Origin of the sequence: Streptomyces sp. NBC_00442, from assembly GCF_036014195.1 — a bacterium.
Taxonomy (GTDB): domain Bacteria; phylum Actinomycetota; class Actinomycetes; order Streptomycetales; family Streptomycetaceae; genus Streptomyces.
In genome coordinates, this window is sequence record NZ_CP107918.1 from 5,903,209 (window position 1) to 5,927,337 (window position 24,129).

The following is a 24,129-nucleotide window of genomic DNA, read 5'->3' on the forward strand; positions in this document are numbered from 1 at the left end:
CACAGCTCACCCGTACGGGTGGAAGTCGGACCGGGGAGGCACGAGCGTGCCTCCCCGGTTCGTTGCTGCGGGTGTGAGTGACAAGAACCCCGATGCGAAAAGGGCCGCGCGCGACCGGCTCATCAAGGAACGCGAACAGCACAAGGCGGGCGAGCGGCGCCGCCGGCAGCTGATCGTGGCGGGCGCCGTGGTGGGTGTGCTCGCCCTGGCCGCGGTGGTCGGCGTGATCGCCGCCAACGCGGGCGGCAGCGGCAGCGCCAAGAGCACCAGCACCAGCGGCCCGGTGGTGGCCCCCACCGGGGCCGACGAGAAGGACGGCCTCGCCATCCCGGTGGGCGCGGCCGACGCCCCGTCCACCCTCACGGTGTGGGAGGACTTCCGCTGCCCGGCCTGCGCCATGTTCGAGAACGGCTTCAGGTCCACCATCCACGAGCTGGAGAACAGCGGCCAGATCCGGGTGCAGTACCACCTGGCCACCCTCATCGACGACAAGACCCGGGGCGCCGGCTCGCTCCACGCGGCCAACGCGGCGGCCTGCGCGCAGGACGCGGGGAAGTTCACCGCGTACCACGACGTCCTCTACACCAACCAGCCCGACGAGACGGACGACGCGTACGCGGACAACAACAAGCTCCTCGGCCTCGCGAAGAAGGTCCCGGGCCTCGACACCCCCGCCTTCCGTTCCTGCGTCGAGAACGGCACGCACGACAGCTGGGTCGTGAAGTCCAACGAGGCGTTCCAGGCGGGCAAGTTCAACGGAACACCCACCGTGCAGCTCAACGGTGTGTCCGTCTTCCCGATGAAGGGCAGCGAGCAGATCACCCCGGCCAATCTGAAGAAGTGGGTCGCCCAGGCCAACAAGGGCAAGCCCGCGGGCAAGAAGACCGCGCCCGCGTCCTGAGATCCGGGGCCTCTCGTTACTCATAAGTTGCCGGGCGGGTTGCCGCAGCGCCCGCCCGGCACGGTAGCGTCGACCCTGCCATGGAACTTGCCTTCATCCCCAGCCCGTCGACCGGGGTGCTCCACCTCGGGCCGATCCCGCTGCGCGGCTACGCCTTCTGCATCATCATCGGTGTCTTCGTCGCCGTCTGGTACGGCAACAAGCGGTGGGTCGCGCGCGGCGGCCGCTCCGGCACCGTCGCCGACATCGCCGTGTGGGCGGTGCCCTTCGGCCTCGTCGGCGGCCGGCTCTACCACGTCATCACCGACTACCAGCTGTACTTCAGCGACGGTGAGGACTGGGTCAACGCCTTCAAGATCTGGGAGGGCGGCCTCGGCATCTGGGGCGCGGTCGCGCTCGGCGCGGTCGGCGCCTGGATCGGCTGCCGCCGCCGGGGCATCCCGCTGCCGGCATGGGCCGACGCGCTGGCCCCCGGTCTCGCCTTCGCCCAGGCCATCGGCCGCTGGGGCAACTGGTTCAACCAGGAGCTGTACGGCCGCCCCACCGACGTGCCCTGGGCGCTGAAGATCAGCGAGGGCCCGAACCGGATCGCCGGCACCTACCACCCCACGTTCCTGTACGAGTCCCTGTGGTGCGTCGGCGCCGGCTTCCTGATCATCTGGGCCGACCGCCGCTTCAAGCTGGGCCACGGCCGGGCGTTCGCGCTGTACGTCGCCACGTACTGCGTGGGCCGGTTCTGGATCGAGTACATGCGGGTCGACGAGGCCCACCACATCCTCGGCCTGCGTCTGAACGACTGGACGGCCGGCGGTGTCTTCCTGCTCGCCGTCGCCTACATCGTGATCTCGGCGAAGCTGAGCCCCGGCCGCGAGGAGATCGTCGAGCCGGGCGCCGAGGACGACGACCAGCCGGTGTCCCTGGACAAGTCCTCCCACACGGGGGAGTCCTCGGACGACCCCGCCGCGCCGACGGACGAGCCCAAGGCGGAGTCGGTGGTCGCGGAGCCGGTCGCCTCGGAACCGGAGCCGAAGCAGGCCTGATCATCAGGCCCTGAGGCGTTTGAGCAACGAGGGCAGGGGCCGAGGGGGCCGAGCTCCCGCGGCCCCGGGCACCGCGACCACCTCGGCCGGCCCCGGGCACCGCGACCACCTCGGCCGGCCCCGGGCACCGCGACCACCTCGGCCGGCCCCGGGCACCGCGACCACCTCGGCCGGCCCCGGACCACTGCCGCCCGCCGGACGGCTATCCGTCGATCTCCGCCCGGTACGGCATCGACGTGGCCGCCCCCGGCCGCTGGACCGACAGCGCGGCCGCGCCGGACGCCCAGGCCAGCGCCTCGGTCATCGGGCGGCCCTCGGCGAGGGCCACCGCGAGGGCGCCCACGAAGGTGTCGCCCGCGCCGGTGGTGTCCACCGCGGTGACCGGCGGGGCAAGAACCGCGACCGGCTCCCGCTGAGCGCGGGACGCGTAGAGACAGCCCCGAGCGCCGAGCGTGATCACGACCTCGGGCACCTGCGCGAGGAGCGCCGCCGCGGCCCGCTCGGGGTCGCCCGAGATACCGGTGAGGGTCGCCGCTTCGTGCTCGTTGGGCACCAACAGGTCGGTGACGGCGAGGAGTTCGGCCGGCAGGGGCTGGGCCGGGGCCGGGGTCAGGATCGTGCGGACGCCGTTGCGCCGGGCCGCTTCGGCGCCTTCGAGGACCGCGCTCATCGGCAGTTCCAGCTGGAGCAGGAGCGACTGTGCCTCGGCGATCAGCGCCCGGTCGGCGTGGCTGAGCGAGGTGACCGAACCGTTGGCGCCGGGGATCACGACGATCGCGTTGCCGCCGTCGCCGTCCACCACGATGTGCGCGGTGCCCGAGGGGCCCTCGGTGGTGCGCAGCAGGTCGATGTCGATGCCCGCGTGTTCCAGCGTGCTGCGCAGCCGGTCGCCGAACGCGTCCGTGCCGACCGCCCCGATCATCGCGACCTCCGCGCCGGCCCGAGCGGCGGCGACCGCCTGGTTGGCGCCCTTGCCGCCGGGAACGGTGCGGAACTCGTGGCCGGTGACGGTCTCGCCGCTGCGGGGCGCGGTCGTGACGTAGGCGACGAGGTCCATGTTGGTGCTGCCGAGCACGGTGATCCGGGTCATGCCGGGATTGTCTCCCGAGGGCGGCCGGTTGTGTGACCGTACGCGGCCCGGCGCGTTCGTGCGGGACCCCCGAAAGGGCATCCGCACCCTCCGCAGCCAGGCCTTCCTTACTGAGCGCACCCTTACTGAGTAAGGCCTTGCTTGCTGGCGCGGCCCTTACGTCGAGCGTAGTTTCGAGGGTGTTGAGGGGGCGCGGGACGTGCTGGTGCCCGCGGCTGAACGCAAGGGGATAGCTGTGTCCATCATTGATACCGACGCCACGCTGCACGAGGCGCACCGCGACAACCACACCCACCGCGATGTCAACGGTGGCTGGCTGCGCCCGGCCGTGTTCGGTGCGATGGACGGGCTCGTCTCCAACCTCGCGCTCATGACGGGTGTCGCGGGCGGCGCCGTCTCGCACCAGACCATCGTCATCACCGGGCTCGCGGGCCTGGCGGCCGGCGCCTTCTCGATGGCGGCCGGCGAGTACACCTCGGTGGCCTCGCAGCGCGAGCTCGTGGAGGCCGAACTCGACGTCGAGCGGCGGGAGTTGCGCAAGCACCCGGCCGACGAGGAGCGGGAGCTCGCCGAGCTGTACATGTCGCGCGGTGTCGAGCCGGAGCTGGCCCGCGAGGTCGCCCGGCAGCTGTCGCAGGACCCCGAGCAGGCGCTGGAGATACACGCCCGCGAAGAGCTCGGCATCGACCCCTCGGACCTGCCCTCGCCCACCGTGGCCGCCGTGTCCTCGTTCGCCTCCTTCGCGCTCGGCGCGCTGCTGCCGCTGCTGCCGTATCTGCTCGGCGCGAGCGCGCTGTGGCCGGCGGTGCTGCTCGCGCTGATCGGTCTCTTCGGGTGCGGCGCGGTGGTCGCGCGGGTGACCGCCCGCTCGTGGTGGTTCAGCGGTGCGCGCCAGCTGGTCCTCGGTGGCGTCGCGGCCGCCCTCACCTTCGGGCTCGGGCACCTCTTCGGTGCCGCCATCGGCTGACGGGCCGCTGCACGCCGACGCCGCGCGCCGCGTGCCGCGACATCAGGACCACCGCACGGGGCGGAGCCGATCGGCTCCGCCCCGTGTGACATTCGTCCTGCCGCGTTGCGGGCCCCGGGCCGTAGAATGGCGGGAGTATGCAGGAAGCCACATAACTAATCGTTACTCGGCGGTTTCGAATCTTTTGTCGCCGGGCATAGGCCGTACACACCCATAACCGCACTCCTGTGCGCCCCCGTGAGCAAGGAAGCTCGCACCCCGGGTGTCCGCATGCTGGAATGAACTATCCGGTTCCCGAGATACGTTCCATCATGTAACCTGCACGAAATTTTGCAGAGGGCCAACGTCGTCCCTCGGCTTTGAACATGCCACGACGACGACGGGAGAGCCGATGCGTTCCGACGCCTGGTCGCCCATGGACGGTCGCCCCGCCCAGCAGGGGATGTACGACCCCCGTAACGAGCACGACGCCTGTGGCGTCGGGTTCGTGGCCACCCTCACCGGTGTTGCCAGCCATGAGCTGGTCGAGCAGGCGCTGACCGTACTGCGCAATCTGGAACACCGCGGTGCCACCGGCTCCGAGCCCGACTCCGGAGACGGCGCCGGCATCCTGTTCCAGGTCCCCGACGCGTTCCTGCGCGAGGTCACGGACTTCGAGCTGCCCGAGGCCGGCTCCTACGCCGTCGGCATCGCCTTCCTGCCGCTGGAGGAGACCGACGAGGCCGTCTCGGCGATCGAGGCGATCGCCGGGGAAGAAGGACTCACCGTCCTGGGATGGCGTGAGGTCCCCGTCACCCCCGCACTCCTCGGCAACGGCGCCCGCGCCACCATGCCCGCCTTCCGCCAGCTGTTCGTGAGTGACGGCAGCTCGGCCGGGGTCGCGCTCGACCGCAAGGCCTTCGTGCTGCGCAAGCGCGCCGAGCGGGAGGCCGGTGTCTACTTCCCGTCGCTCTCCGCCCGGACCATCGTCTACAAGGGCATGCTGACCACCGGCCAGCTGGAGCCGTTCTTCCCGGACCTCTCCGACCGCCGCTGCGCCACCGCCGTGGCCCTCGTGCACTCGCGGTTCTCCACCAACACGTTCCCGAGCTGGCCGCTGGCCCACCCGTACCGCTTCGTCGCGCACAACGGTGAGATCAACACGGTCAAGGGCAACCGCAACTGGATGGTGGCCCGCGAGTCCCAGCTCGCGTCCAACCTGTTCAACTCCGGCGCCGGCAAGATCGACCGCATCTTCCCCGTCTGTACGCCGGACGCCTCCGACTCCGCGTCCTTCGACGAGGTGCTCGAACTCCTCCACCTCGGCGGACGCTCGCTGCCGCACTCGGTCCTGATGATGGTCCCCGAGGCCTGGGAGAACCACGAGTCGATGGACCCGGCTCGCCGCGCCTTCTACCAGTTCCACGCCACGATGATGGAGCCCTGGGACGGCCCGGCCTGCATCACCTTCACCGACGGCGTCCAGGTCGGCGCGGTCCTCGACCGCAACGGTCTGCGTCCGGGCCGCTACTGGGTGACCGACGACGGCCTCGTCGTCCTGTCATCCGAGGTCGGCGTCCTCGACATCGACCCCGCGAAGGTCGTCCGCAAGGGCCGCCTCCAGCCCGGCAGGATGTTCCTCGTCGACACCGCCGAGCACCGCATCATCGAGGACGACGAGATCAAGGCGTCCCTCGCGACCGAGAACCCGTACCAGGAGTGGCTGGAAGCCGGCGAGATCGAGCTGGAGGACCTGCCCGAGCGTGAGCACATCGTGCACACCCACGCCTCGGTCACCCGCCGCCAGCAGACCTTCGGCTACACCGAGGAAGAGCTCCGCGTCATCCTCGCGCCGATGGCCCGCACCGCCGGCGAGCCGCTCGGCTCGATGGGCACCGACTCGCCGATCGCCGCGCTCTCCGCGCGCCCCCGGCTGCTGTTCGACTACTTCACCCAGCTGTTCGCGCAGGTCACCAACCCGCCGCTGGACGCGATCCGCGAAGAGCTGGTCACCAGCCTGCGCTCCACGCTCGGCCCGCAGGGCAACCTCCTTGAGCCCACCGCGGCCTCGTGCCGCAGCGTCACGCTGCCCTTCCCGGTCATCGACAACGATGAGCTGGCGAAGCTGATACACATCAACGCCGACGGCGACATGCCGGGCATGAAGGCCGCCACGCTCTCCGGTCTGTACCGGGTCTCCGGCGGCGGCGACGCGCTCGCCGCCCGCATCGAGGCCATCTGCAACGAGACGGACGCGGCGATCGAGGGCGGCGCCCGCCTGATCGTCCTGTCCGACCGGCACTCCGACGCCGAGCACGCGCCGATCCCGTCGCTGCTGCTCACCGCGGCCGTCCACCACCACCTCATCCGTACCAAGCAGCGCACCCAGGTGGGCCTGCTCGTCGAGGCCGGTGACGTCCGCGAGGTGCACCACGTCGCGCTGCTCATCGGGTACGGCGCCGCGGCCGTCAACCCGTACCTCGCGATGGAGTCCGTCGAGGACCTCGTGCGGGCCGGCACCTTCATCGAGGGCCTGGAGCCCGAGCAGGCCATCCGCAACCTGATCTACGCGCTCGGCAAGGGCGTCCTGAAGGTCATGTCCAAGATGGGCATCTCGACGGTCGCCTCCTACCGCGGCGCCCAGGTCTTCGAGGCCGTCGGGCTCGAAGAGGCCTTCGTCCAGAAGTACTTCATCGGCACCGCCACCAAGATCGGCGGCGCCGGCCTCGACGTCGTCGCCAAGGAGGTCGCCGCCCGGCACGCCAAGGCCTACCCGGCCTCCGGCGTCCCCTCGGCGCACCGCGCCCTGGAGATCGGCGGCGAGTACCAGTGGCGTCGCGAGGGCGAGCCGCACCTGTTCGACCCCGAGACGGTCTTCCGCCTCCAGCACGCCACCCGCAACAAGCGCTACGACATCTTCAAGCAGTACACGGACCGCGTGAACGAGCAGTCCGAGCGCCTCATGACGCTGCGCGGCCTGTTCGGCTTCGACTCCGGGCGCGAGCCGATCTCCATCGACGAGGTCGAGCCGGTCTCCGAGATCGTCAAGCGCTTCTCCACCGGCGCCATGTCGTACGGCTCCATCTCGCGCGAGGCGCACGAGACGCTCGCCATCGCCATGAACCAGCTGGGCGGCAAGTCCAACACCGGTGAGGGCGGCGAGGACGCCGACCGCCTGTACGACCCGGCGCGCCGCTCCTCCATCAAGCAGGTCGCCTCCGGCCGCTTCGGTGTGACCAGCGAGTACCTGGTCAACGCGGACGACATCCAGATCAAGATGGCGCAGGGCGCCAAGCCCGGCGAGGGCGGTCAGCTGCCCGGCCACAAGGTCTACCCGTGGGTCGCCAAGACCCGGCACTCCACCCCGGGCGTCGGCCTCATCTCGCCGCCGCCGCACCACGACATCTACTCCATCGAGGACCTGGCTCAGCTGATCCACGACCTCAAGAACGCCAACCCGGCCGCGCGCATCCACGTGAAGCTCGTGTCCGAGGTCGGCGTCGGGACGGTGGCGGCGGGTGTCTCCAAGGCGCACGCGGACGTCGTCCTCATCTCCGGCCACGACGGCGGAACGGGCGCTTCCCCGCTGACCTCGCTCAAGCACGCGGGCGGCCCCTGGGAGCTCGGCCTCGCCGAGACCCAGCAGACCCTGCTGCTCAACGGCCTGCGCGACCGCATCGTGGTGCAGACCGACGGTCAGCTCAAGACCGGCCGTGACGTGATCATCGCCGCGCTGCTCGGCGCCGAGGAGTTCGGTTTCGCGACCGCGCCGCTCGTCGTCTCCGGCTGCGTCATGATGCGCGTCTGCCACCTGGACACCTGCCCGGTCGGCATCGCCACCCAGAACCCGGTGCTGCGCGACCGCTTCTCGGGCAAGCCCGAATTCGTCGTGAACTTCTTCGAGTTCATCGCCGAAGAGGTCCGCGAGATCCTCGCCGAGCTCGGTTTCCGCACCATCGAGGAGGCCGTCGGCCACGCCGAACTCCTCGACACCGACCGGGCCGTGACCCACTGGAAGGCCCAGGGCCTCGACCTCGCGCCGCTGTTCTACGTGCCCGAGCTGCCCGAGGGCGCCGTGCGCCACGCGGTGACCGAGCAGGACCACGGCCTGGAGAAGGCGCTCGACAAGGAGCTCATCAAGCTCGCCGCCGACGCCCTCGAAGCCGAGACCCCCGAGGCGGCCCAGCCGGTCCGCGCGCAGATCGCGATCCGCAACATCAACCGGACCGTGGGCACCATGCTCGGCCACGAGGTGACGAAGAAGTTCGGCGGTGCGGGCCTGCCCGACGACACCATCGACATCACCTTCACCGGCTCGGCCGGCCAGTCCTTCGGTGCCTTCCTGCCCAGCGGCGTGACGCTGCGCCTGGAGGGCGACGCCAACGACTACGTCGGCAAGGGCCTCTCCGGCGGCCGCGTCATCGTCCGCCCGGACCGGGGCGCCGACCACCTCGCCGAGTACTCGACGATCGCGGGCAACACGATCGCGTACGGCGCGACCGGCGGCGAGCTGTTCCTGCGCGGCCGCACCGGCGAGCGCTTCTGCGTCCGCAACTCGGGTGCCACCGTCGTCTCGGAGGGCGTGGGCGACCACGGCTGCGAGTACATGACCGGCGGCCAGGCGGTCGTCCTCGGCGAGACGGGGCGCAACTTCGCGGCCGGCATGTCCGGCGGCATCGCGTACGTGATCGACCTCGACCGGGACAACGTCAACTCCGGGAACCTGGGCGCCATCGAGGCCCTGAGCGACACCGACAAGCAGTGGCTGCACGACGTCGTGCGCCGCCACTTCGAGGAGACCGCGTCGACGGTCGCCGAGAAGCTGCTCGCCGACTGGTCCGTGAACGTGGACCGCTTCAGCAAGATCATCCCGACCACGTACAAGGCAGTGCTCGCCGCCAAGGACGCCGCTGAGCTCGCCGGTCTCTCCGAGCAGGAGACCACCGAGAAGATGATGGAGGCGGCGACCAATGGCTGACCCCAAGGGCTTCCTGACCACCGGCCGCGAGGTCGCCACGACCCGCCCGGTGGGCGAGCGCCTCAAGGACTGGAACGAGGTCTACGTTCCCGGTTCGCTGCTGCCGATCATCAGCAAGCAGGCCGGGCGCTGCATGGACTGCGGCATCCCGTTCTGCCACAACGGCTGTCCCCTCGGGAACCTGATCCCCGAGTGGAACGACTACGCCTACCGCGAGGACTGGCAGGCCGCGTCCGAGCGTCTGCACGCCACCAACAACTTCCCGGAGTTCACCGGGCGGCTGTGCCCGGCTCCCTGCGAGTCGGCGTGCGTGCTCGGCATCAACCAGCCCGCCGTCACCATCAAGAACGTCGAAGTCTCCATCATCGACAAGGCGTGGGACAGCAATGACGTCCGGCCGCAGGCGCCCGAGCGCCTGTCCGGCAAGACCGTCGCGGTCATCGGCTCCGGCCCGGCGGGTCTCGCCGCCGCCCAGCAGCTGACCCGCGCGGGCCACACGGTCGCCGTGTACGAGCGCGCCGACCGCATCGGCGGCCTGCTGCGCTACGGCATCCCCGAGTTCAAGATGGAGAAGGTGCACATCAACCGCCGCATCGAGCAGATGCGCGCGGAGGGCACCAAGTTCCGCACCGAGGTGGAGATCGGCCGCGACATCGACGCCGCCAAGCTGCGCAAGCGCTACGACGCGGTCGTCATCGCGGCCGGCGCCACCGTCTCGCGCGACCTGCCGGTCCCGGGCCGCGAGCTGAACGGCATCCACTTCGCGATGGAGTACCTGCCGCTCTCGAACAAGGTGCAGGAGGGCGACTTCGTCACCCCGCCGATCACCGCAGAGGGCAAGCACGTCGTGGTCATCGGCGGCGGTGACACCGGCGCGGACTGCGTGGGCACCGCCCACCGCCAGGGCGCGGCCTCCGTCACCCAGCTGGAGATCATGCCGAGGCCGGGCGACGAGCGGAACCCGGGCCAGCCCTGGCCGACGTTCCCCATGCTCTACAAGGTGACCTCCGCGCACGAGGAGGGCGGCGAGCGGGTCTACTCCGTCTCGACCACCCACTTCGAGGGCGACGAGGACGGCAACGTCCAGTCGCTGCATCTCACCGAGGTCGAGTTCATCGACGGCAAGCTGACCCCGAAGCCCGGCACGGAGCGTGCGATCCCCGCGCAGCTGGTCACCCTCGCCATGGGCTTCACCGGCACCGACCAGGCCAACGGTCTCGTACAGCAGTTCGGCCTCGACCTGGACGAGCGCGGTAACGTGGCCCGTGACGCGGACTTCGCGACCAACGTCGACGGCGTGTTCGTCGCCGGTGACGCGGGCCGCGGCCAGTCCCTGATCGTCTGGGCGATCGCCGAGGGCCGCTCCGCCGCCCGCGGTGTCGACCGCTACCTGACCGGCGCGAGCGACCTGCCCGCCCCGATCCGCCCCACGGACCGCGCCCTGACGGTCTGACCCCTCATCGTCCCGCACAACGACGTGCGGAACTGACCGGCGCCCGCCCCACTGTCCCCGACCGGACGACTGGGCGGGCGTCGCGGCGTGTGCGGGACCGGGCACGCGAAGCTCGGGCCCCGTCCCGTGCCACGTATTGACTATTAGTCAATTGCGCCTCAGTCTCGGGACGAGCCGCCGTCCGTCACCGGGAGGTCCCGTGAGCAACGAAGCGCTGTCGCACCTGAGTACGGAGCTGGGGGCGCCGCCCCCGCCCTCCCTCGCCCGCCTGACGGAGGATCAACTCACCTGTTTGGCGGCCGCGTTGAGCAAGGAACGCGCAAGCCGTGCGGCCGGCCTCGGCGAGGCCGCCGAAGCGGCCCTCGGGCTCGTGCCCGCCCTGGCCCGCGGCCCCGTGCGCCGCATCCTCTTCAAGTGAGGCCGGTGACCGCCATGGACACCCGGGACACGCTCCGGGGCCGCGCCGAGATCGAGAAGCTCGCCGCCCTGCTCGACGAGCGCCCCGAACGGCTCGCCTTCCTCGCCGGGCTGCCCGCCGACGATCTGCGCACCCTGCGCGAACAGACCGTGGCCGCCCTGTTCGACGGCGTGCCCGACATGCTCGACCGCATCGCCCGCGCCACCAAGCTCGTCCCGGCCGGGGTCGCCGCCGCCATCTCGCAGAAAGCCCTGGGCCCCCGGCTCGCCGCCGCCGTCGCGGGGCGCCTCGAACCGGCACGGGCCGCCGACATCATCGAGAAACTGCCCGTCGCCTTCACCGCCGCGTCCTGCGCCCACCTGGACCCGCGCCGCATCGGGGACATCGTCGACCGCCTCGACGAGAACCTGCTCGTACGGATCTCCGTCGCCCTCGCCGAACGCGGCGACCACCTCACCATGGGCCGCTTCGTCGGCCATCTGCGGGACTCGGCGCTGACCCGCATCCTGCCGCAGGTCGACGACGCGGTGGTCCTGCGGACCGGATCCGTCATCGACAACCCCCAACGCCTCGGCGCCATCGTGGAGTTGATGGGCGAGGAACGCTTGGCCGGGGTCGTCGCGTCGGCCGCCGACGGCCTGTGGCCCGAGGCTCTCGCCGTCGCCGGCATGGTGACGGGCGAGCAGCGCGCCCGCATCGCCACGCTGGCCGCCCGCCAGCCCGTGGCCCGCCTCGACACGCTGGTCCGCACGGTGGCCGATCAGGGCCTGTGGGAATCCCTCCTGCCCCTGGTGGCCCTGCTCGGCGACGAGGACCGCCGGGCCGTGGCCGTACTGCCCTCCCTCACCGACCCCGCGGTCCTCACCGGCATCGTCCCCGCCGTCGTGGCGACCGGGCTGTGGGCGGAGTTCCTGCCCCTGGTCGGCCTGCTGCCCGAACCCTCCCGCACGGTCGTCGCCGATGCGGCGGGCGCCCTCGCGGACCAGGACCTCGACGCGCTGGCCCGCGAGGTCGACCAGCGGAACCTGTGGGAACTGGTGCTGCCCCTGGTCGAGTTGATGGACGATCCGTCCAAGGAACGCATCTTCGCCCTGCCGTCGTTCCAGGACCGGGGCGAGCCCACGTAACCCCCGCGAACGGAGCTCGGCCTCCCCGTACCGGGCGCGCGGTCCGCCGCACCCGGTCACCCGACCCTCCCCACCTGGCGTAGCCTCGTCACCCCGACCCGCCGGATCGGTGAGCGAACGGAGACGAGGCGCATGCCCGCACTGTCCCTCCAGAAAGTGCAGGAGCGTGCCCCCGCGCTCGTCTCCCTCTACAAGAGCGCGGGCGAATCCCTGGAGAGGCACGGGCTCGACGACGAGAGCGCCGCCGTCTACCTGGTCGTCGACCACTCGGGCTCGATGCGCCCGTACTTCAAGGACGGCAGCGTGCAGGCGCTCGCCGACCGGGTGCTCGGGCTCTCCGCCCACCTCGACGACGACGGCCGCGTGCCGGTGGTGTTCTTCTCCACGGACATCGACGCCCACACGGAGATCGCCCTCGACAACCACCGCGGTCGCATCGAACGGATCGTGGCCAACCTCGGCCACATGGGCCGGACCAACTACCACGTGGCGATGGACGCGGTCATCGACCACTACCTGGAGAGCGGCGCGAGCGCCCCCGCGCTCGTCGTGTTCCAGACCGACGGCGGCCCCACCAGCAGGGCCGCCGCCGAACGCCATGTCTGCAAGGCGGCGGCCCTGCCGATGTTCTGGCAGTTCATCGGCTTCGGGGACCCGCACAGTCAGCAGTTCGACTTCCTGCGCAGGCTGGACGAGCTGGCCGTGCCGGACTTCCGGCGCGTCGACAACGCCGGGTTCTTCGCCGCCGGGCGCGATCCGCGCCGGATGACCGACGCCCAGCTGTACGACCGGCTGCTCGGCGAGTTCCCGCACTGGCTGCGGGCGGCGCGCGCGGAAGGGATCGTACGGTGAGGGTGCTGCGGGCCGCCGCGCGCGTGGCCGTGCCGTGGAAGAACGGGGGCGGTGTCACGCGGGGTGTCGCCGCGCACCCCGAGGGCTCCGGGGTCGCGGACTTCGCGTGGCGGGTCAGCCTCGCCGACGTCGGCGCGGACGGACCGTTCTCCGCGTTCCCCGGCGTCGACCGGATCCTCACCGTCGTCGAGGGCGCCGGCATGGACCTCACGGTGGACGGCCGGCGCCGGCTCGTGGACGAGCGGTTCGTGCCCCAGCACTTCCCGGGCGACGCCCCCACCGACTGCCGTCTCCTGGCCGGTCCCGTCGTCAACTTCAACGTGATGTTCCGCCGGGGCGCACCCGCACCGTCGGTCGCCGTCGTGCGGGGCGAGCTGCGCGTCGCCGGGCCCGCCCTGATCGTCGCCCTGGACGCCCCCGCCCACGCGGGCGGCGTACGCCTCGGCCCGTACGACGCGGTCCTCACCGGCGCGGGCGCCACCCCGGTGCGCGTCCAGGGGCACACCGCCGTGGTCACCCTCCCGCTTCGTTAATCCGGACAGGAGATGACGGGTATCTGAGGTTTCCTGGAGTCATGACGACGAACATCAGCACGAGGGAGATGTCATGACCGGTCCGCAGAGCCCCGTCCTCGCCATGAGCTGGGCGCAGTTCAGGGAAGTGGAGACTCCCTTCGCGTCAGCGGCCGAGGCGCGGTTCAAGAAGTACAAGCACCATGTCCTGGCGACCCTGCGCAAGGACGGCTCGCCCCGGGTGACCGGTCTCGAAGTGGAGTTCCAGGACGGCGAGTTGTGGCTCGGCATGATGCCGGGCTCGATGAAGGCCCACGACCTGCGGCGCGATCCGCGCTTCGCGGTGCAGGCCAACCCCGGCCCCGACGCCGAGATGGCCGACGGCGACGTGCGGATCAGCGGGCGCGCCGTGGAGGTCACCGACCCCGCGGTGACGGCGCGGTTCGCCTCGCAGGTCGAGCCGCCCGAGCCGTTCCACCTCTTCCGCGCCGAGCTGACCGAGGTCGTGCGCACCGACGTCGAGAACGACGACCTGGTCGTACGGGTGTGGCGGCCCGGCGCCGCCCTGCGCATCCTCAGACGCGGCAACGGCGACGACGGAGTCCGCGAGGACGCCTGAGCCGTCACGGGCCCGGGAGCTAGAGTCACCTGGTCATGCAACGCATGTGAGGATCCAGGGGAGTTCATGAACAGCGAACACGACAGCGGCGCGGTCACTCTTGTCACCGGCGGGGCGAGCGGCATCGGTGCCGCCACCGTCGGGCGGCTCCTCGACGCGGGGCACCGGGTCGCCGTCACCGGCCGCGACCAGGGCAGGCTCGACGCCTTCGCGGCCGAACGGGGCGCGGGAGAGCGGCTGTTGGCGGTCGCCGCCGACACCACCGACCTCGCATCGATCGGCGACGCGGTCCAGGCGACGGTCAAGACGTTCGGGCGGCTCGACCACGTCGTGGCCAACGCCGGGTTCTCCACCCATGACAACCTCGCCGACGGCGACCCCGAGCACTGGCGCGAGATGCTCCTGGTCAACGTGCTCGGCCCGGCGGTTCTGGTGAAGGCGGCGCTGCCCGCGCTCACCGAGAGCGGCGGCCGCATCGTGATGGTGGGCAGCACCGCCGGGATCAAGAACACCCCGGGCAACATGTACTCGGTCAGCAAGAGCGCGCTGACCTCGCTCGCCGAGAACACGCGTGTCCTGGTCACCGGCTCGGGGGTGGCCGTGACGCTCATCGCGCCGGGCCGCGTGGACACCCCGTTCTGGTCGAGCCACCCCACCGGCGTCGTGCCGGGCGGCCCCGCGCTGACTCCCGACCACGTGGCCGAGGCCATCGTCTGGTCGCTCGCGCAGCCGCCCGGCGTCGAGGTCAACCAGGTGGTGGTCCGCCCCACCGGCCAGGTCCACTGACCGGGGCCGGGACCAGTACGGCAGCGGGGCCGAGGCCGGGGCCGGGACCCGCACCGGGCCACCGGGGCGGCTCAGCCCGCCAGGACCAGCGCCCTGCACTCGCCGGGCGTCCCCCAGGCGTCCCTCAGGGGCCGCGCCTTGCGCAGCCACAGCGACAGGTCGAGCTCCTGCGTGTAGCCCACCGCGCCGTGCAGTTGCAGCGCGGCGCGGGCTGCGGCGTACGCGGCCTCACCGGCACTCACCTTCGCGGCGGCCACATCGCCCGGTGCGAGGGAGAGCGCGGCCCCGAAGAGCAGCGGCCGGGCGAACTCCACCGCGACCAGCGTGTCCGCGAGCCGGTGCTTGACCGCCTGGAAGGACCCGATCGGCGCGCCGAACTGGGTGCGCTGCTTGACGTACGCCACGGTCCGGTCGAGCAGCGCCTGGGCGAGCCCGATGCACTGCCCGGCCGCCGCGAGCCGCGCCCACACCGTGGCGTGCTCGACCGCGTCGGCCACCGCGGGCCCGGCGGCCAGGAGTTCACCGCCGGGCAGGGGCCGGGACAGGCGACGCGCGGGATCGGCCGAGGCCTGGACCGGGCCGTGCCCCGGGGCGAGTCGCAGCTCCGGGCCGGCCGGGCCCGGCCGTCCGGCTTGGTCCGCTTGACCCGCTTGGTCTGCTTGGTCTGCGACGACGAGGACGGCATCGGCGCGGTCCGCGTCGAGCGCGTAGGGACGCGCGCCCGGGAACAGCACGCTCGCCACGCACGCGCCCGACACGACCGGGGGCAGCAGCCGCTTGGCCGGCCCCGCCTCGCCGAGTTCCGCGAGCCGGGTGAGCAGCGCGGCCGCCGCCACCGTCTCCACGAACGGGCCAGGTGCCGCGTGCCGTCCCAACTCGACGCAGGAAAGGGCGAGTTCGACGGGATGGAGGCCCGCGCCCTCGTACGCCTCGGGCGCCACCAGCGCGAAGATTCCGGCGCCGGCGGCCCGCGACCACAGGGCCCGGCCGGGCCCCGCGTCGCCCGCGCCCCAGGCCCGTACCGCCGACGGCGTGTCGGCCGCGGTCAGCATCGCGTCGAGGGAGCGCGCGAAGGCGAGCTGTTCCGAGGTGAGCAGGAACCTCATCGGCGGCCCTTCGGCAGGCCGAGCAGACGCTCGGCGATGATGTCGCGCTGGATCTCGTTGGTTCCCGCATAGATGGGGCCGGCCAGCGAGAACACGTAGTTCTCGGCCCAACTCCCTTGTGCGGGAGCCTCGTCGGCGTCGTCGGACAGCTCGCCGTAGGGCCCGAGGAGGTCGAGCGCGCACTCGTGCAGGGCGATGTCGTACCGCGACCAGAACACTTTGTTCAGGCTGGACTCGGCGCCGATGGTCTCGCCCGCCGCGAAGCGGGAGGCGTTGGCCGCGGTGAAGAGCTGGTAGGCGCGCGCCCCGATCACCGCGTCCGCGACCCGGTCGCGCAGCGCGGTGTCCGCCGGGTCGCCCGCAGCGCGCCACAGTTCCACGAGCCGCGCGGCCGAGGCGAGGAAGCGCCCGGGGGAGCGCAGCATCAGACCGCGCTCGTTGCCGGTCGTCGACATGGCGATCCGCCAGCCCGCGCCGGCCTCGCCGACGACGTCCTCGTCGGGCACGAAGACGTCGTCGAGGAAGAGCTCGGCGAAGGCGGGTTTGCCGTCGAGACGGCCGATGGGACGCACCGTCACACCGGGCGCCCGCAGGTCGAACATCAGATAGGTGAGGCCCTGGTGGGGCTTGGCCGCGGCCGGGTCCGAGCGGAAGATGCCGAACGCGCGGTCGGCGAACGCGGCCCGCGACGACCAGGTCTTCTGCCCCGACAGCAGCCAGCCCCCGTGGGTGCGTTCGGCCGTGGACCTCAGCGAGGCGAGGTCGGAACCGGCCTCCGGCTCCGACCAGGCCTGCGCCCAGATCGTCGCGCCGCTCGCCATGTCCGGCAGGATCCGGGCCCGCTGTTCGGGCGTGGCGTGGTCGAACAGGGTGGGCGCGAGCAGGTTGATGCCGTTCTGCGAGACGCGGCCGGGGCCGCCCGCCGCGAAGTACTCCTCCTCGAACGCCAGCCACTGGAAGATGTCGGCGCCCCGGCCCCCGTACTCCTCGGGCCACGACACCACCGACCAGCGGTCCGCGGCCAGTTGTGCCTCCCACTCCCGGTGCGCGGCGAAGCCGGCCGCGGTCTCCAGGGAGGGCAGCGGGGCGGCGGGGACGTGGGCGGCGAGCCAGGCGCGTGCCTCGGCCCGGAAGGCCTCCTGGGCGGGCGTGGGATCCAGGTCCATGGGTGCGGCACACCATCCTTCCCTAACAAGTGTTTGGTAGGTTAACGTGGCGCCGTGACGGACAACAAGGCTCAGTACGTGCCGGGCCACGGCCTCCTCGACGGCCGCACCGCCGTCGTCACCGCGGCGGCCGGCGCCGGGATCGGCGGGGCCACCGCCCGCAGGCTCCTCGAAGAGGGCGCCCGCGTCGTCATCGGCGACGCCCACGCCCGCCGCCTCGAGGAGACCGAGCAGACGCTCGCCGCCGCCTTCGGCGCGGACCGCGTCGCCTCCCTCCCCTGCGACGTGACCGACGAAGAACAGGTCGCGGCCCTCTTCGCGCTCGCCGAGCACGAACACGGCGGCCTCGACATCGTCGTCAACAACGCCGGCCTCGGCGGCACGTGCTCCCTCGTCGACATGAGCGACGACACGTGGTCCAAGGTCCTCGACGTCACGTTGAACGGCACCTTCCGCTGTACCCGGGCGGCCCTGCGCGTCTTCAAGGAGTCCGGCCGCGGCGGCGTGATCGTCAACAACGCCTCCGTCGTCGGCTGGCGAGCCCAGGCCGGCCAGGCCCACTACGCCGCGGCCAAGGCGGGCGTCATGGCCCTCACCCGGTGCGCGGCCATCGAGGCAGCCGCGTACGGGGTGCGCGTCAACGCGGTCGCGCCCAGCCTCGCCATGCACCCGCACCTGGTGAAGGTCACCTCCGCCGAACTCCTCGAAGAGCTCACCGCACGCGAGGCGTTCGGCCGCCACGCCGAACCGTGGGAGGTCGCCAACGTCATCGTGTTCCTGGCCAGCGGCTATTCCTCGTACCTGACCGGCGAGGTCGTCTCCGTCAGCAGCCAGCACGCCTAGCCGGGGCAGCACAATGGACGTGTGCCGACGAACGAGAAGCCGACGAACAAGAAGAAGACGCAGGTGACCGCCTCGCCCGAGCGGCGGCGCGAACTCCTCGCCACCGCGGCCGAGGTGTTCGCCGCCCAGGGCTACAACGCCACCACCGTGCGCCGGATCGCCGACGAGGCCGGCCTGCTCGCGGGCAGCCTCTACTACCACTTCGACTCCAAGGAGTCGATGCTCGACGAGATCCTCTCGGCCTTCCTGAACGAGCTCTGGGAGGGATACGACGCCGTGCTCGCCGCCGGGCTCGGACCGCGCGAGACCATCGAGGCCCTGGTCACCGAGTCCTTCAGGGAGATCGACCGGCACCGCGCCGCGGTGGCGATCTACCAGAAGGAGTCCCGGCACCTGGCCGCCCAGCCCCGCTTCCACTACCTGGCCGACTCGCAGCAGAAGTTCGAGAAGGCCTGGCTCGGCACCCTTGAGCGCGGCGTCGCGGCCCACGTCTTCCGCGCCGACCTGGACATCCGCCTCACCTACCGCTTCGTGCGCGACACCGTGTGGGTCGCCGCGTCCTGGTACCGGCCCGGCGGCCTGCACAGCCCGGAGGAGATCGCCCGCCAGTACCTCTCGATGGTCCTGGACGGAATCGCCGTACGCGCACAACACCCATAAATCGCAGCCGTACAGGGGGAGTTGACATGGCCGAGGCCTACATAGTCGAAGCGGTACGCACTCCGGTGGGCCGGCGGGGCGGAGGGCTCGCCGGGGTCCACCCCGCCGACCTCGGCGCCCACGTACTGAAGGCGCTCGTGGAGCGGTCCGGCATCGACCCGGCCGCCGTCGAGGACGTCGTCTTCGGCTGCCTGGACACGGTCGGCCCCCAGGCCGGTGACATCGCCCGCACCTCCTGGCTCGCGGCCGGCCTGCCCGAAGAGGTGCCCGGGGTCACCATCGACCGGCAGTGCGGCTCGTCCCAGCAGGCCCTCCACTTCGCCGCGCAGGGCGTGCTCTCCGGCACCCAGGACCTCGTCGTGGCCGGCGGCACCCAGAACATGTCGATGATCCCCATCGCCTTCGCCTCCCGTCGGGCCGCCGAGCCGCTCGGCCTGACCCAGGGCCCCTTCCTCGGCAGCGAGGGCTGGCGCGCCCGCTACGGGGACGCGCCCGTCAACCAGTTCCACGGGGCGCAGCTGATCGCCGAGAGGTGGAACATCACGCGCCGCGACATGGAGGAGTTCGCCCTGCGCTCCCACCAGCGGGCGGTCCGAGCCATCGACGAGGGCCGCTTCGCACGCGAGACCGTTCCCTACGGGGGCGTCACCACCGACGAAGGCCCGCGCCGGGACACCACCGTGGCCAAGATGGCCGGCCTGAGGCCCGTCATGGAGGGCGGCACGATCACCGCGGCCTGCTCCTCGCAGGTCTCCGACGGCGCGGCCGCCCTGCTCATCGCCTCCGAACGCGCCGTCGCCGACCACGGCCTGACCCCCCGGGCCCGCATCCACCACCTCTCGGTCCGAGGGGAGGACCCGATCCGCATGCTGTCCGCGCCGATCCCCGCCACCGCGTACGCACTGAAGAAGACCGGCATGACCATCGGCGACATCGACCTCGTCGAGATCAACGAGGCGTTCGCGCCGGTGGCGCTCGCCTGGCTGAAGGAGACCGGCGCGGACCCCGCGCGCGTCAACGTCAACGGCGGCGCGATCGCCCTCGGCCACCCGCTCGGCGCGACCGGCGCGAAGCTGATGACGACGCTGCTGCACGAGCTGGAGCGCACCGGCGGCCGCTACGGGCTCCAGACGATGTGCGAAGGCGGCGGCCAGGCCAACGTGACCATCGTCGAGCGGCTGTGAGCCACGGCGCCGGACGCCACGGGGGGCGACCGGTGTAACACGGCCCACAGGGACACCCCACACACGGGCGTGCTATCGTGGTGGCTGTTGCAGTTTTGGTACCCATATACTTTATGTGCGCCTGACGGGAATGATCCTCAGGCGCATTATTTGTTTCCGGGGTTTCTCCGGATGGGCTCAATGCGGCGACGAGGAATCCGTAAATCCGCGGATTTCCGGAACTGCCCCTGTCTTAGGAGAAATGACATGGCTACTGGCACCGTGAAGTGGTTCAACTCGGAAAAGGGCTTCGGCTTCATCGAGCAGGACGGCGGCGGCCCCGACGTCTTCGCCCACTACTCCAACATCGCCTCCAACGGCTTCCGTGAGCTCCTCGAGGGCCAGAAGGTCTCCTTCGAGGTCACCCAGGGCCAGAAGGGCCTGCAGGCGGAGAACATCGTCCCCGCCTAATCGCCGACGAGGCGTATTTTGCAGCCGCGGAATCCGCGGCTCGCGAATTTCGCAGCCGGGGCCCGCACCCTCAGGTGCGGGTCCCGGCTTGTGCTGTCTTGTCCCAGGAGGCAAAACCGTATGACGCGCACGACCAGCAAGCGCTTCGGCGCAGGTTCCGGTGCCGCCGCCGGCTCACGTTCCGGCTCCGGCGCCCGCCAGGGTTCCGGCCGGCCCGCCGCGAAGACCGCCAAGTCCGCCAAGGGGCGGAGCATGGCGGCGCCGCAGGGCGAATTCAAGCTGCCGGAGACCCTCACCCCCGCGCTGCCTGCCGTCGAGGCCTTCGCCGACCTGGACATGCCTGCCGCGCTCCTCAAGACGCTCGACGCGCAGGGCGTGACCGAGCCCTTCCCGATCCAGGGCGCCACCCTCCCGAACTCGCTGGCCGGCCGTGACATCCTCGGCCGCGGCCGCACCGGCTCCGGCAAGACCCTCGCCTTCGGCCTGGCCCTGCTCGCCCGCACCGCGGGCCGGCGCGCCGAGCCCACGGCGCCCCTCGCGCTCGTGCTGGTCCCCACCCGGGAACTCGCCCAGCAGGTCACCGACGCGCTCACCCCGTACGCGACCGCGGTCAACCTCCGCCTCACCACCGTCGTCGGCGGGCTCTCCATCACCAAGCAGGCCAACGCGCTGCGCCGCGGCGCCGAAGTCGTCGTCGCGACGCCCGGCCGGCTCAAGGACCTCATAGAGCGAGGCGACTGCTCGCTGGAGAACGTGGGCATCACCGTTCTCGACGAGGCCGACCAGATGGCCGACATGGGCTTCATGCCGCAGGTCGTGGCGCTGCTCAAGCAGGTCGAGGCGGACGGCCAGCGCATGCTGTTCTCGGCGACCCTCGACGCCAACATCGACCGCCTGGTCCGGATGTTCCTCACCGACCCGGTGGTGCACTCCGTCGACCCGTCGGCCGGCGCGGTCACCACGATGGAACACCACGTCCTGTACGTCATGGACGAGACCGACAAGAAGGCCGTCACCACGCGCATCGCCGCGCGCGACGGCCGCGTGATCATGTTCCTCGACACCAAGCGCTCCGTGGACCGGCTGGTCAAGCGGCTGCTCGCGAGCGGTGTGCGGGCGGCCGGGCTGCACGGCGGACGCTCCCAGCCGCAGCGCAACCGCACGCTCGACCAGTTCAAGAACGGCCAGGTCACCGCGCTGGTCGCCACGAACGTGGCGGCGCGCGGCATCCACGTCGACGACCTTGACCTCGTGGTCAACGTCGACCCGCCCACCGACCACAAGGACTACCTCCACCGTGGTGGGCGCACCGCTCGCGCGGGCGAGTCGGGCAGCGTCGTCACGCTGGTCCTGCCGGACGAGAAGCGCGAGATGACCAAGCTCATGTCGTTCGCGGGCATCCGGCCCCGCACGGCCGAGATCAAGTCGAGCTCCGAGGAGCTCGTGCGGGTCACGGGTGCGCGCGAGCCGTCCGGCGTCCCGGTGGTCATCGAGATCCCGGCCCAGCCGGAACCGAAGCGGGCTCCTTCCGGCGGGCGCGGCCGGGGCCGCCGCGGCGGCCAGGGCTCCCGGGGCACCGGCCAGGGCACCCCCCAGTCGCCCACCTCCCGCACCCAGAGCACCCGCACCCAGTCCGGTGCGGCCCGTACGCAGGGAGGTGCGGCCCGTACGCAGTCCGGTGCGGCCCGTACGCAGTCCGGTGCGGCCCGTACGCAGTCCGGTGCGGCCCGTTCCCAGGGTGGCCGTGGTCGTGGCCAGGGCGGTGCGAGCCGGGGCCGCTCCGGGGCCTGACCCAGGTCGAGCCCCATCTCCCTGGGGCTCCGCCCCGGACCCCGTTCGCGCCTCAAGGGCGCTCGTCCTCGAACGCCGGACGGGCTGGGTATGCCTCTGCCGAGCCCCGTAGGGGGTGCGGGGCACGCGCGAGGCGGTGTCGGGGTTACGGCACCAGCCGTGACCTCAGCCCCGCCAGGTCCCGCACGCTCAGACCCAGCCCCCGCGTCAGGTACCCGTACAAGTCGCCGTACTGCGTACCCAGTTGCGACAGTGCCGCGTTCAGGTAGTCGGACCGGACCTCCTGGAGCGGGATCAGCAGATCCGGGTTCTGCATCACGCCCGACTGCTTCAGGCCCGCCCGCAGCGCCGCGTCCGCCGCCGCGCGGAACCCGTTGGACGCCAGGTAGTCCTGCTCGGCCGTGGCCGCCGGGACGCCCACCGCGCGCAGCAGGACGTAACTCTCCCACCCCGTACGGTCCTTGCCCGAGGTGCAGTGGAAGAGCACGGGGCCGCGCCCCGACGCCAGGTCCTTCAGGGTCGCCCCGAACCGGGTGCGCGCGGCCGGGTCGGAGACGAAGGCCTGGTACTCGGTGCGCATGAGCGCCTCCGCCTTGCCGTGGCCGAGCATCGCGTCCTGCACGGCCGGGTCCTTGGACCCGATCGCGGACAGCATCGCCGCGTACAGGCCGCTGTCGGTGACGGGGCGCGACGTCGGGGCGACCCCGGCCGGCAGCCGGTCGGGGCCGTCGTACTGGAGCTCCAGGGGCACCCGGAAGTCGACCACCTCGCGCAGGCCGAGCCGGGCCAGCGTCGTGACGTCCGTGTCCGTCGCCTTGTTCAGCGCGTCGGCGCGGTAGGCGACGCCGTACCGGACCTGTTCGCCGTCGTAGGTCCGGTACCCGCCCACGTCACGTACGTTCACGGCGCCCTGCAGCGCTATCTGGTGGATCGGTGGGGCGTAGGGGCGGTGCGCGGCCGCCGACGCTGACGTCGCCGACGGCAGCAGGCCCACGGTCAGGGCGGCGGCCGCCATCGCCGTGATCGCCACGGATGTGGCACGTGTCAGCGGCCGGGTGTGGCGGTGGGGAGGGGAGTGGGGGCGGACTCGGGTGTTCACGCGGGTGTTCACGGGTCATCAACTCCACTGCTGGGGAAGGGGATTCGCTGCGCCGACGGCAGCGCGGCAAGGACCCGCGCCGCCTCGTCCATCACCCGGGTGACGAGTTCCTCGCAGCTCGGGAGGTCCTCGATCACCCCGGCGACCTGGCCCGAGGCCATCACCGCGAGATCGGTGCGGCCCTCGACCATGGACGCCCTCAGCAGCATCGGGGTGTTCGCCGCGAGGAGGGTCTGGCTCCAGGTCAGGTTCTTGCCGTGCTTCGTCGCCAGGCCGTCCCTGACGAGCTGGGCCCAGGTCAGGCCGGAGATCTTCCGGAAGGCCGAGGCCCGGCGTATCGCGTGGGTCAGCGCCCGGACGCGGCCCGCCGACTCCAGGGCGGTGACCAGGTCCGTACGGAGCATGCGGTGCGGCAGTCCGTCCACGGCCGTGGTCACCGTGACGTCCTTCACCGTGGCCTCCAGATACTTCGCCTTCACCGGGTCGGGGACCGTCGAGTCGGAGGTCAGCAGGAACCGGGTGCCCATGGCCACGCCCGCCGCGCCGTAGGCGAGCGCCGCCACCAGGCCCCGCCCGTCGTGGAAGCCGCCCGCCGCGATCACCGGGATGTCCACGGCGTCCACAACCTGCGGCAGCAGCACGGTGGTTGCCACGTCGCCGGTGTGGCCGCCGCCCTCGCCGCCCTGCACGATCACCGCGTCCGCGCCCCACGCGGCGACCTTCTCGGCATGCCGTCTGGCGCCGATGGAGGGGATCACGACGACGCCGGCGTCCTTGAGTTCGGCGATGAGCTCGCGGGAGGGGGCCAGAGCGAAGGACGCCACGCGCACGCCCTCGTCCACGATGATCCGCACCCGCTCGCGGGCATCGGCCGCGTCGGCCCGCAGGTTGACGCCGAACGGCGCGCCGGTACGGGACTTGACCTCGCGGACCGCGCGCCTCAGCTCGGTGGCCGTCATCGTCGCGGACGCCAGGATGCCGAGGGCGCCCGCGTTGGCGGTGGCCGAGACCAGGCGGGGGCCCGCCACCCAGCCCATGCCGGTCTGCACGACCGGATGCCGGACGCCGACCAGTTTCGTCAGCGCCGTCTCGATGCGGGGCTCCGTGG

The 24,129-nt window shown here is 71.8% G+C and carries 21 protein-coding genes; 16 read left to right on the top strand and 5 right to left on the bottom strand.

Annotated elements, in window-relative coordinates; all coding sequences use genetic code 11:
- Nucleotides 1-73: 73 nt before the first annotated feature.
- Nucleotides 74-901 (top strand): DsbA family protein, encoded by an 828-nt coding sequence (locus OG432_RS26460; RefSeq protein WP_328313466.1) that lies wholly within the window; start codon nt 74-76, stop codon nt 899-901.
- An 80-nt stretch (nt 902-981) separates the two neighbouring features.
- The gene (gene lgt / locus OG432_RS26465) at nt 982-1,941 is read left to right on the top strand and encodes a prolipoprotein diacylglyceryl transferase (RefSeq protein ID WP_328313467.1); all 960 of its coding nucleotides are present in this window, start codon (nt 982-984) and stop codon (nt 1,939-1,941) included.
- Nucleotides 1,942-2,143: 202 nt separating this feature from the next.
- Here lgt and rbsK read toward each other — a convergent pair whose 3' ends face one another.
- Nucleotides 2,144-3,031 carry a ribokinase gene (gene rbsK / locus OG432_RS26470; RefSeq protein ID WP_328313468.1) on the bottom strand — a complete coding sequence of 296 codons (888 nt, stop codon included), beginning with the start codon at nt 3,029-3,031 and terminating at the stop codon, nt 2,144-2,146.
- A 235-nt stretch (nt 3,032-3,266) separates the two neighbouring features.
- Between rbsK and OG432_RS26475 the strand changes: the two genes are divergently transcribed.
- The 9 genes from OG432_RS26475 to OG432_RS26515 all read left to right on the top strand — a co-directional run bounded on the left by OG432_RS26475 (nt 3,267) and on the right by OG432_RS26515 (nt 14,722).
- Nucleotides 3,267-3,998, top strand: a complete 732-nt coding sequence (locus tag OG432_RS26475; protein ID WP_328313469.1) for a VIT1/CCC1 transporter family protein — start codon at nt 3,267-3,269, stop codon at nt 3,996-3,998.
- Nucleotides 3,999-4,389: 391 nt separating this feature from the next.
- Nucleotides 4,390-8,955, top strand: coding sequence for a glutamate synthase large subunit (gene gltB, locus OG432_RS26480; RefSeq protein WP_328313470.1), 4,566 nt, complete (start codon nt 4,390-4,392; stop codon nt 8,953-8,955).
- Nucleotides 8,948-10,408: a glutamate synthase subunit beta gene (locus OG432_RS26485; RefSeq protein ID WP_328313471.1), complete on the top strand. Its 1,461-nt coding sequence runs from the start codon at nt 8,948-8,950 to the stop codon at nt 10,406-10,408. Before gltB ends, OG432_RS26485 begins: the two co-directional genes overlap by 8 nt.
- Nucleotides 10,409-10,607: 199 nt before the next feature.
- Nucleotides 10,608-10,826, top strand: a complete 219-nt coding sequence (locus OG432_RS26490; protein WP_328313472.1) for a hypothetical protein — start codon at nt 10,608-10,610, stop codon at nt 10,824-10,826.
- On the top strand, nt 10,823-11,953 hold the full coding sequence (locus tag OG432_RS26495) for a hypothetical protein (RefSeq protein WP_328313473.1): 1,131 nt from the start codon (nt 10,823-10,825) through the stop codon (nt 11,951-11,953). Before OG432_RS26490 ends, OG432_RS26495 begins: the two co-directional genes overlap by 4 nt.
- A gap of 132 nt (nt 11,954-12,085) precedes the next feature.
- Entirely contained in the window at nt 12,086-12,805 is a 720-nt protein-coding gene (locus OG432_RS26500; protein WP_328313474.1) for a vWA domain-containing protein, read from the top strand.
- Entirely contained in the window at nt 12,802-13,338 is a 537-nt protein-coding gene (locus tag OG432_RS26505; protein WP_328313475.1) for a HutD/Ves family protein, read from the top strand. The genes OG432_RS26500 and OG432_RS26505 overlap by 4 nt, the downstream gene beginning before the upstream one ends.
- 73 nt (nt 13,339-13,411) lie before the next feature.
- Nucleotides 13,412-13,936, top strand: coding sequence for a pyridoxamine 5'-phosphate oxidase family protein (locus OG432_RS26510; protein ID WP_443058464.1), 525 nt, complete (start codon nt 13,412-13,414; stop codon nt 13,934-13,936).
- A gap of 66 nt (nt 13,937-14,002) precedes the next feature.
- Entirely contained in the window at nt 14,003-14,722 is a 720-nt protein-coding gene (locus OG432_RS26515; protein ID WP_328313476.1) for an SDR family oxidoreductase, read from the top strand.
- Nucleotides 14,723-14,793: 71 nt separating this feature from the next.
- On the opposite strand, the gene OG432_RS26520 is transcribed toward OG432_RS26515, so the two are convergent.
- Both OG432_RS26520 and OG432_RS26525 read right to left on the bottom strand, forming a co-directional pair.
- Nucleotides 14,794-15,828, bottom strand: coding sequence for an acyl-CoA dehydrogenase (locus OG432_RS26520; RefSeq protein WP_328313477.1), 1,035 nt, complete (start codon nt 15,826-15,828; stop codon nt 14,794-14,796).
- On the bottom strand, nt 15,825-16,994 hold the full coding sequence (locus OG432_RS26525) for an acyl-CoA dehydrogenase family protein (protein ID WP_328313478.1): 1,170 nt from the start codon (nt 16,992-16,994) through the stop codon (nt 15,825-15,827). The genes OG432_RS26520 and OG432_RS26525 overlap by 4 nt, the downstream gene beginning before the upstream one ends.
- Nucleotides 16,995-17,048: 54 nt before the next feature.
- On the opposite strand from OG432_RS26525, the gene OG432_RS26530 reads away from it, so the two are divergent.
- The 5 genes from OG432_RS26530 to OG432_RS26550 all read left to right on the top strand — a co-directional run bounded on the left by OG432_RS26530 (nt 17,049) and on the right by OG432_RS26550 (nt 21,922).
- Nucleotides 17,049-17,837: an SDR family oxidoreductase gene (locus tag OG432_RS26530; protein WP_328313479.1), complete on the top strand. Its 789-nt coding sequence runs from the start codon at nt 17,049-17,051 to the stop codon at nt 17,835-17,837.
- Nucleotides 17,838-17,858: 21 nt separating this feature from the next.
- Nucleotides 17,859-18,497, top strand: a complete 639-nt coding sequence (locus OG432_RS26535) for a TetR/AcrR family transcriptional regulator (protein ID WP_328313480.1) — start codon at nt 17,859-17,861, stop codon at nt 18,495-18,497.
- Nucleotides 18,498-18,523: 26 nt separating this feature from the next.
- Nucleotides 18,524-19,681 (top strand): acetyl-CoA C-acetyltransferase, encoded by a 1,158-nt coding sequence (locus tag OG432_RS26540; RefSeq protein ID WP_328313481.1) that lies wholly within the window; start codon nt 18,524-18,526, stop codon nt 19,679-19,681.
- A 246-nt stretch (nt 19,682-19,927) separates the two neighbouring features.
- Complete coding sequence (locus OG432_RS26545) at nt 19,928-20,131, top strand: cold-shock protein (protein ID WP_328313482.1); 204 nt, start codon at nt 19,928-19,930, stop codon at nt 20,129-20,131.
- A gap of 120 nt (nt 20,132-20,251) precedes the next feature.
- Complete coding sequence (locus OG432_RS26550) at nt 20,252-21,922, top strand: DEAD/DEAH box helicase (RefSeq protein WP_328313483.1); 1,671 nt, start codon at nt 20,252-20,254, stop codon at nt 21,920-21,922.
- A 145-nt stretch (nt 21,923-22,067) separates the two neighbouring features.
- Here the strand turns inward: OG432_RS26550 and OG432_RS26555 are convergent, their stop codons facing one another.
- Nucleotides 22,068-22,952 carry a tyrosine-protein phosphatase gene (locus OG432_RS26555; RefSeq protein ID WP_328313484.1) on the bottom strand — a complete coding sequence of 295 codons (885 nt, stop codon included), beginning with the start codon at nt 22,950-22,952 and terminating at the stop codon, nt 22,068-22,070.
- Nucleotides 22,953-23,029: 77 nt separating this feature from the next.
- On the bottom strand, nt 23,030-24,115 hold the full coding sequence (locus tag OG432_RS26560; protein WP_443058607.1) for an NAD(P)H-dependent flavin oxidoreductase: 1,086 nt from the start codon (nt 24,113-24,115) through the stop codon (nt 23,030-23,032).
- Nucleotides 24,116-24,129 lie beyond the last annotated feature (14 nt).

What these genes read in the sequence shown, in the direction of transcription:
- lgt (WP_328313467.1), top strand. Translation starts at nt 982, where the DNA reads ATGGAACTTGCCTTCATCCCCAGCCCGTCGACCGGGGTGCTCCACCTC.
- rbsK (WP_328313468.1), bottom strand. Translation starts at nt 3,031, where the DNA reads ATGACCCGGATCACCGTGCTCGGCAGCACCAACATGGACCTCGTCGCC.
- gltB (WP_328313470.1), top strand. Translation starts at nt 4,390, where the DNA reads ATGCGTTCCGACGCCTGGTCGCCCATGGACGGTCGCCCCGCCCAGCAG.
- OG432_RS26485 (WP_328313471.1), top strand. Translation starts at nt 8,948, where the DNA reads ATGGCTGACCCCAAGGGCTTCCTGACCACCGGCCGCGAGGTCGCCACG.
- OG432_RS26500 (WP_328313474.1), top strand. Translation starts at nt 12,086, where the DNA reads ATGCCCGCACTGTCCCTCCAGAAAGTGCAGGAGCGTGCCCCCGCGCTC.
- OG432_RS26510 (WP_443058464.1), top strand. Translation starts at nt 13,412, where the DNA reads ATGACCGGTCCGCAGAGCCCCGTCCTCGCCATGAGCTGGGCGCAGTTC.
- OG432_RS26515 (WP_328313476.1), top strand. Translation starts at nt 14,003, where the DNA reads ATGAACAGCGAACACGACAGCGGCGCGGTCACTCTTGTCACCGGCGGG.
- OG432_RS26520 (WP_328313477.1), bottom strand. Translation starts at nt 15,828, where the DNA reads ATGAGGTTCCTGCTCACCTCGGAACAGCTCGCCTTCGCGCGCTCCCTC.
- OG432_RS26525 (WP_328313478.1), bottom strand. Translation starts at nt 16,994, where the DNA reads ATGGACCTGGATCCCACGCCCGCCCAGGAGGCCTTCCGGGCCGAGGCA.
- OG432_RS26540 (WP_328313481.1), top strand. Translation starts at nt 18,524, where the DNA reads ATGGCCGAGGCCTACATAGTCGAAGCGGTACGCACTCCGGTGGGCCGG.
- OG432_RS26545 (WP_328313482.1), top strand. Translation starts at nt 19,928, where the DNA reads ATGGCTACTGGCACCGTGAAGTGGTTCAACTCGGAAAAGGGCTTCGGC.
- OG432_RS26550 (WP_328313483.1), top strand. Translation starts at nt 20,252, where the DNA reads ATGACGCGCACGACCAGCAAGCGCTTCGGCGCAGGTTCCGGTGCCGCC.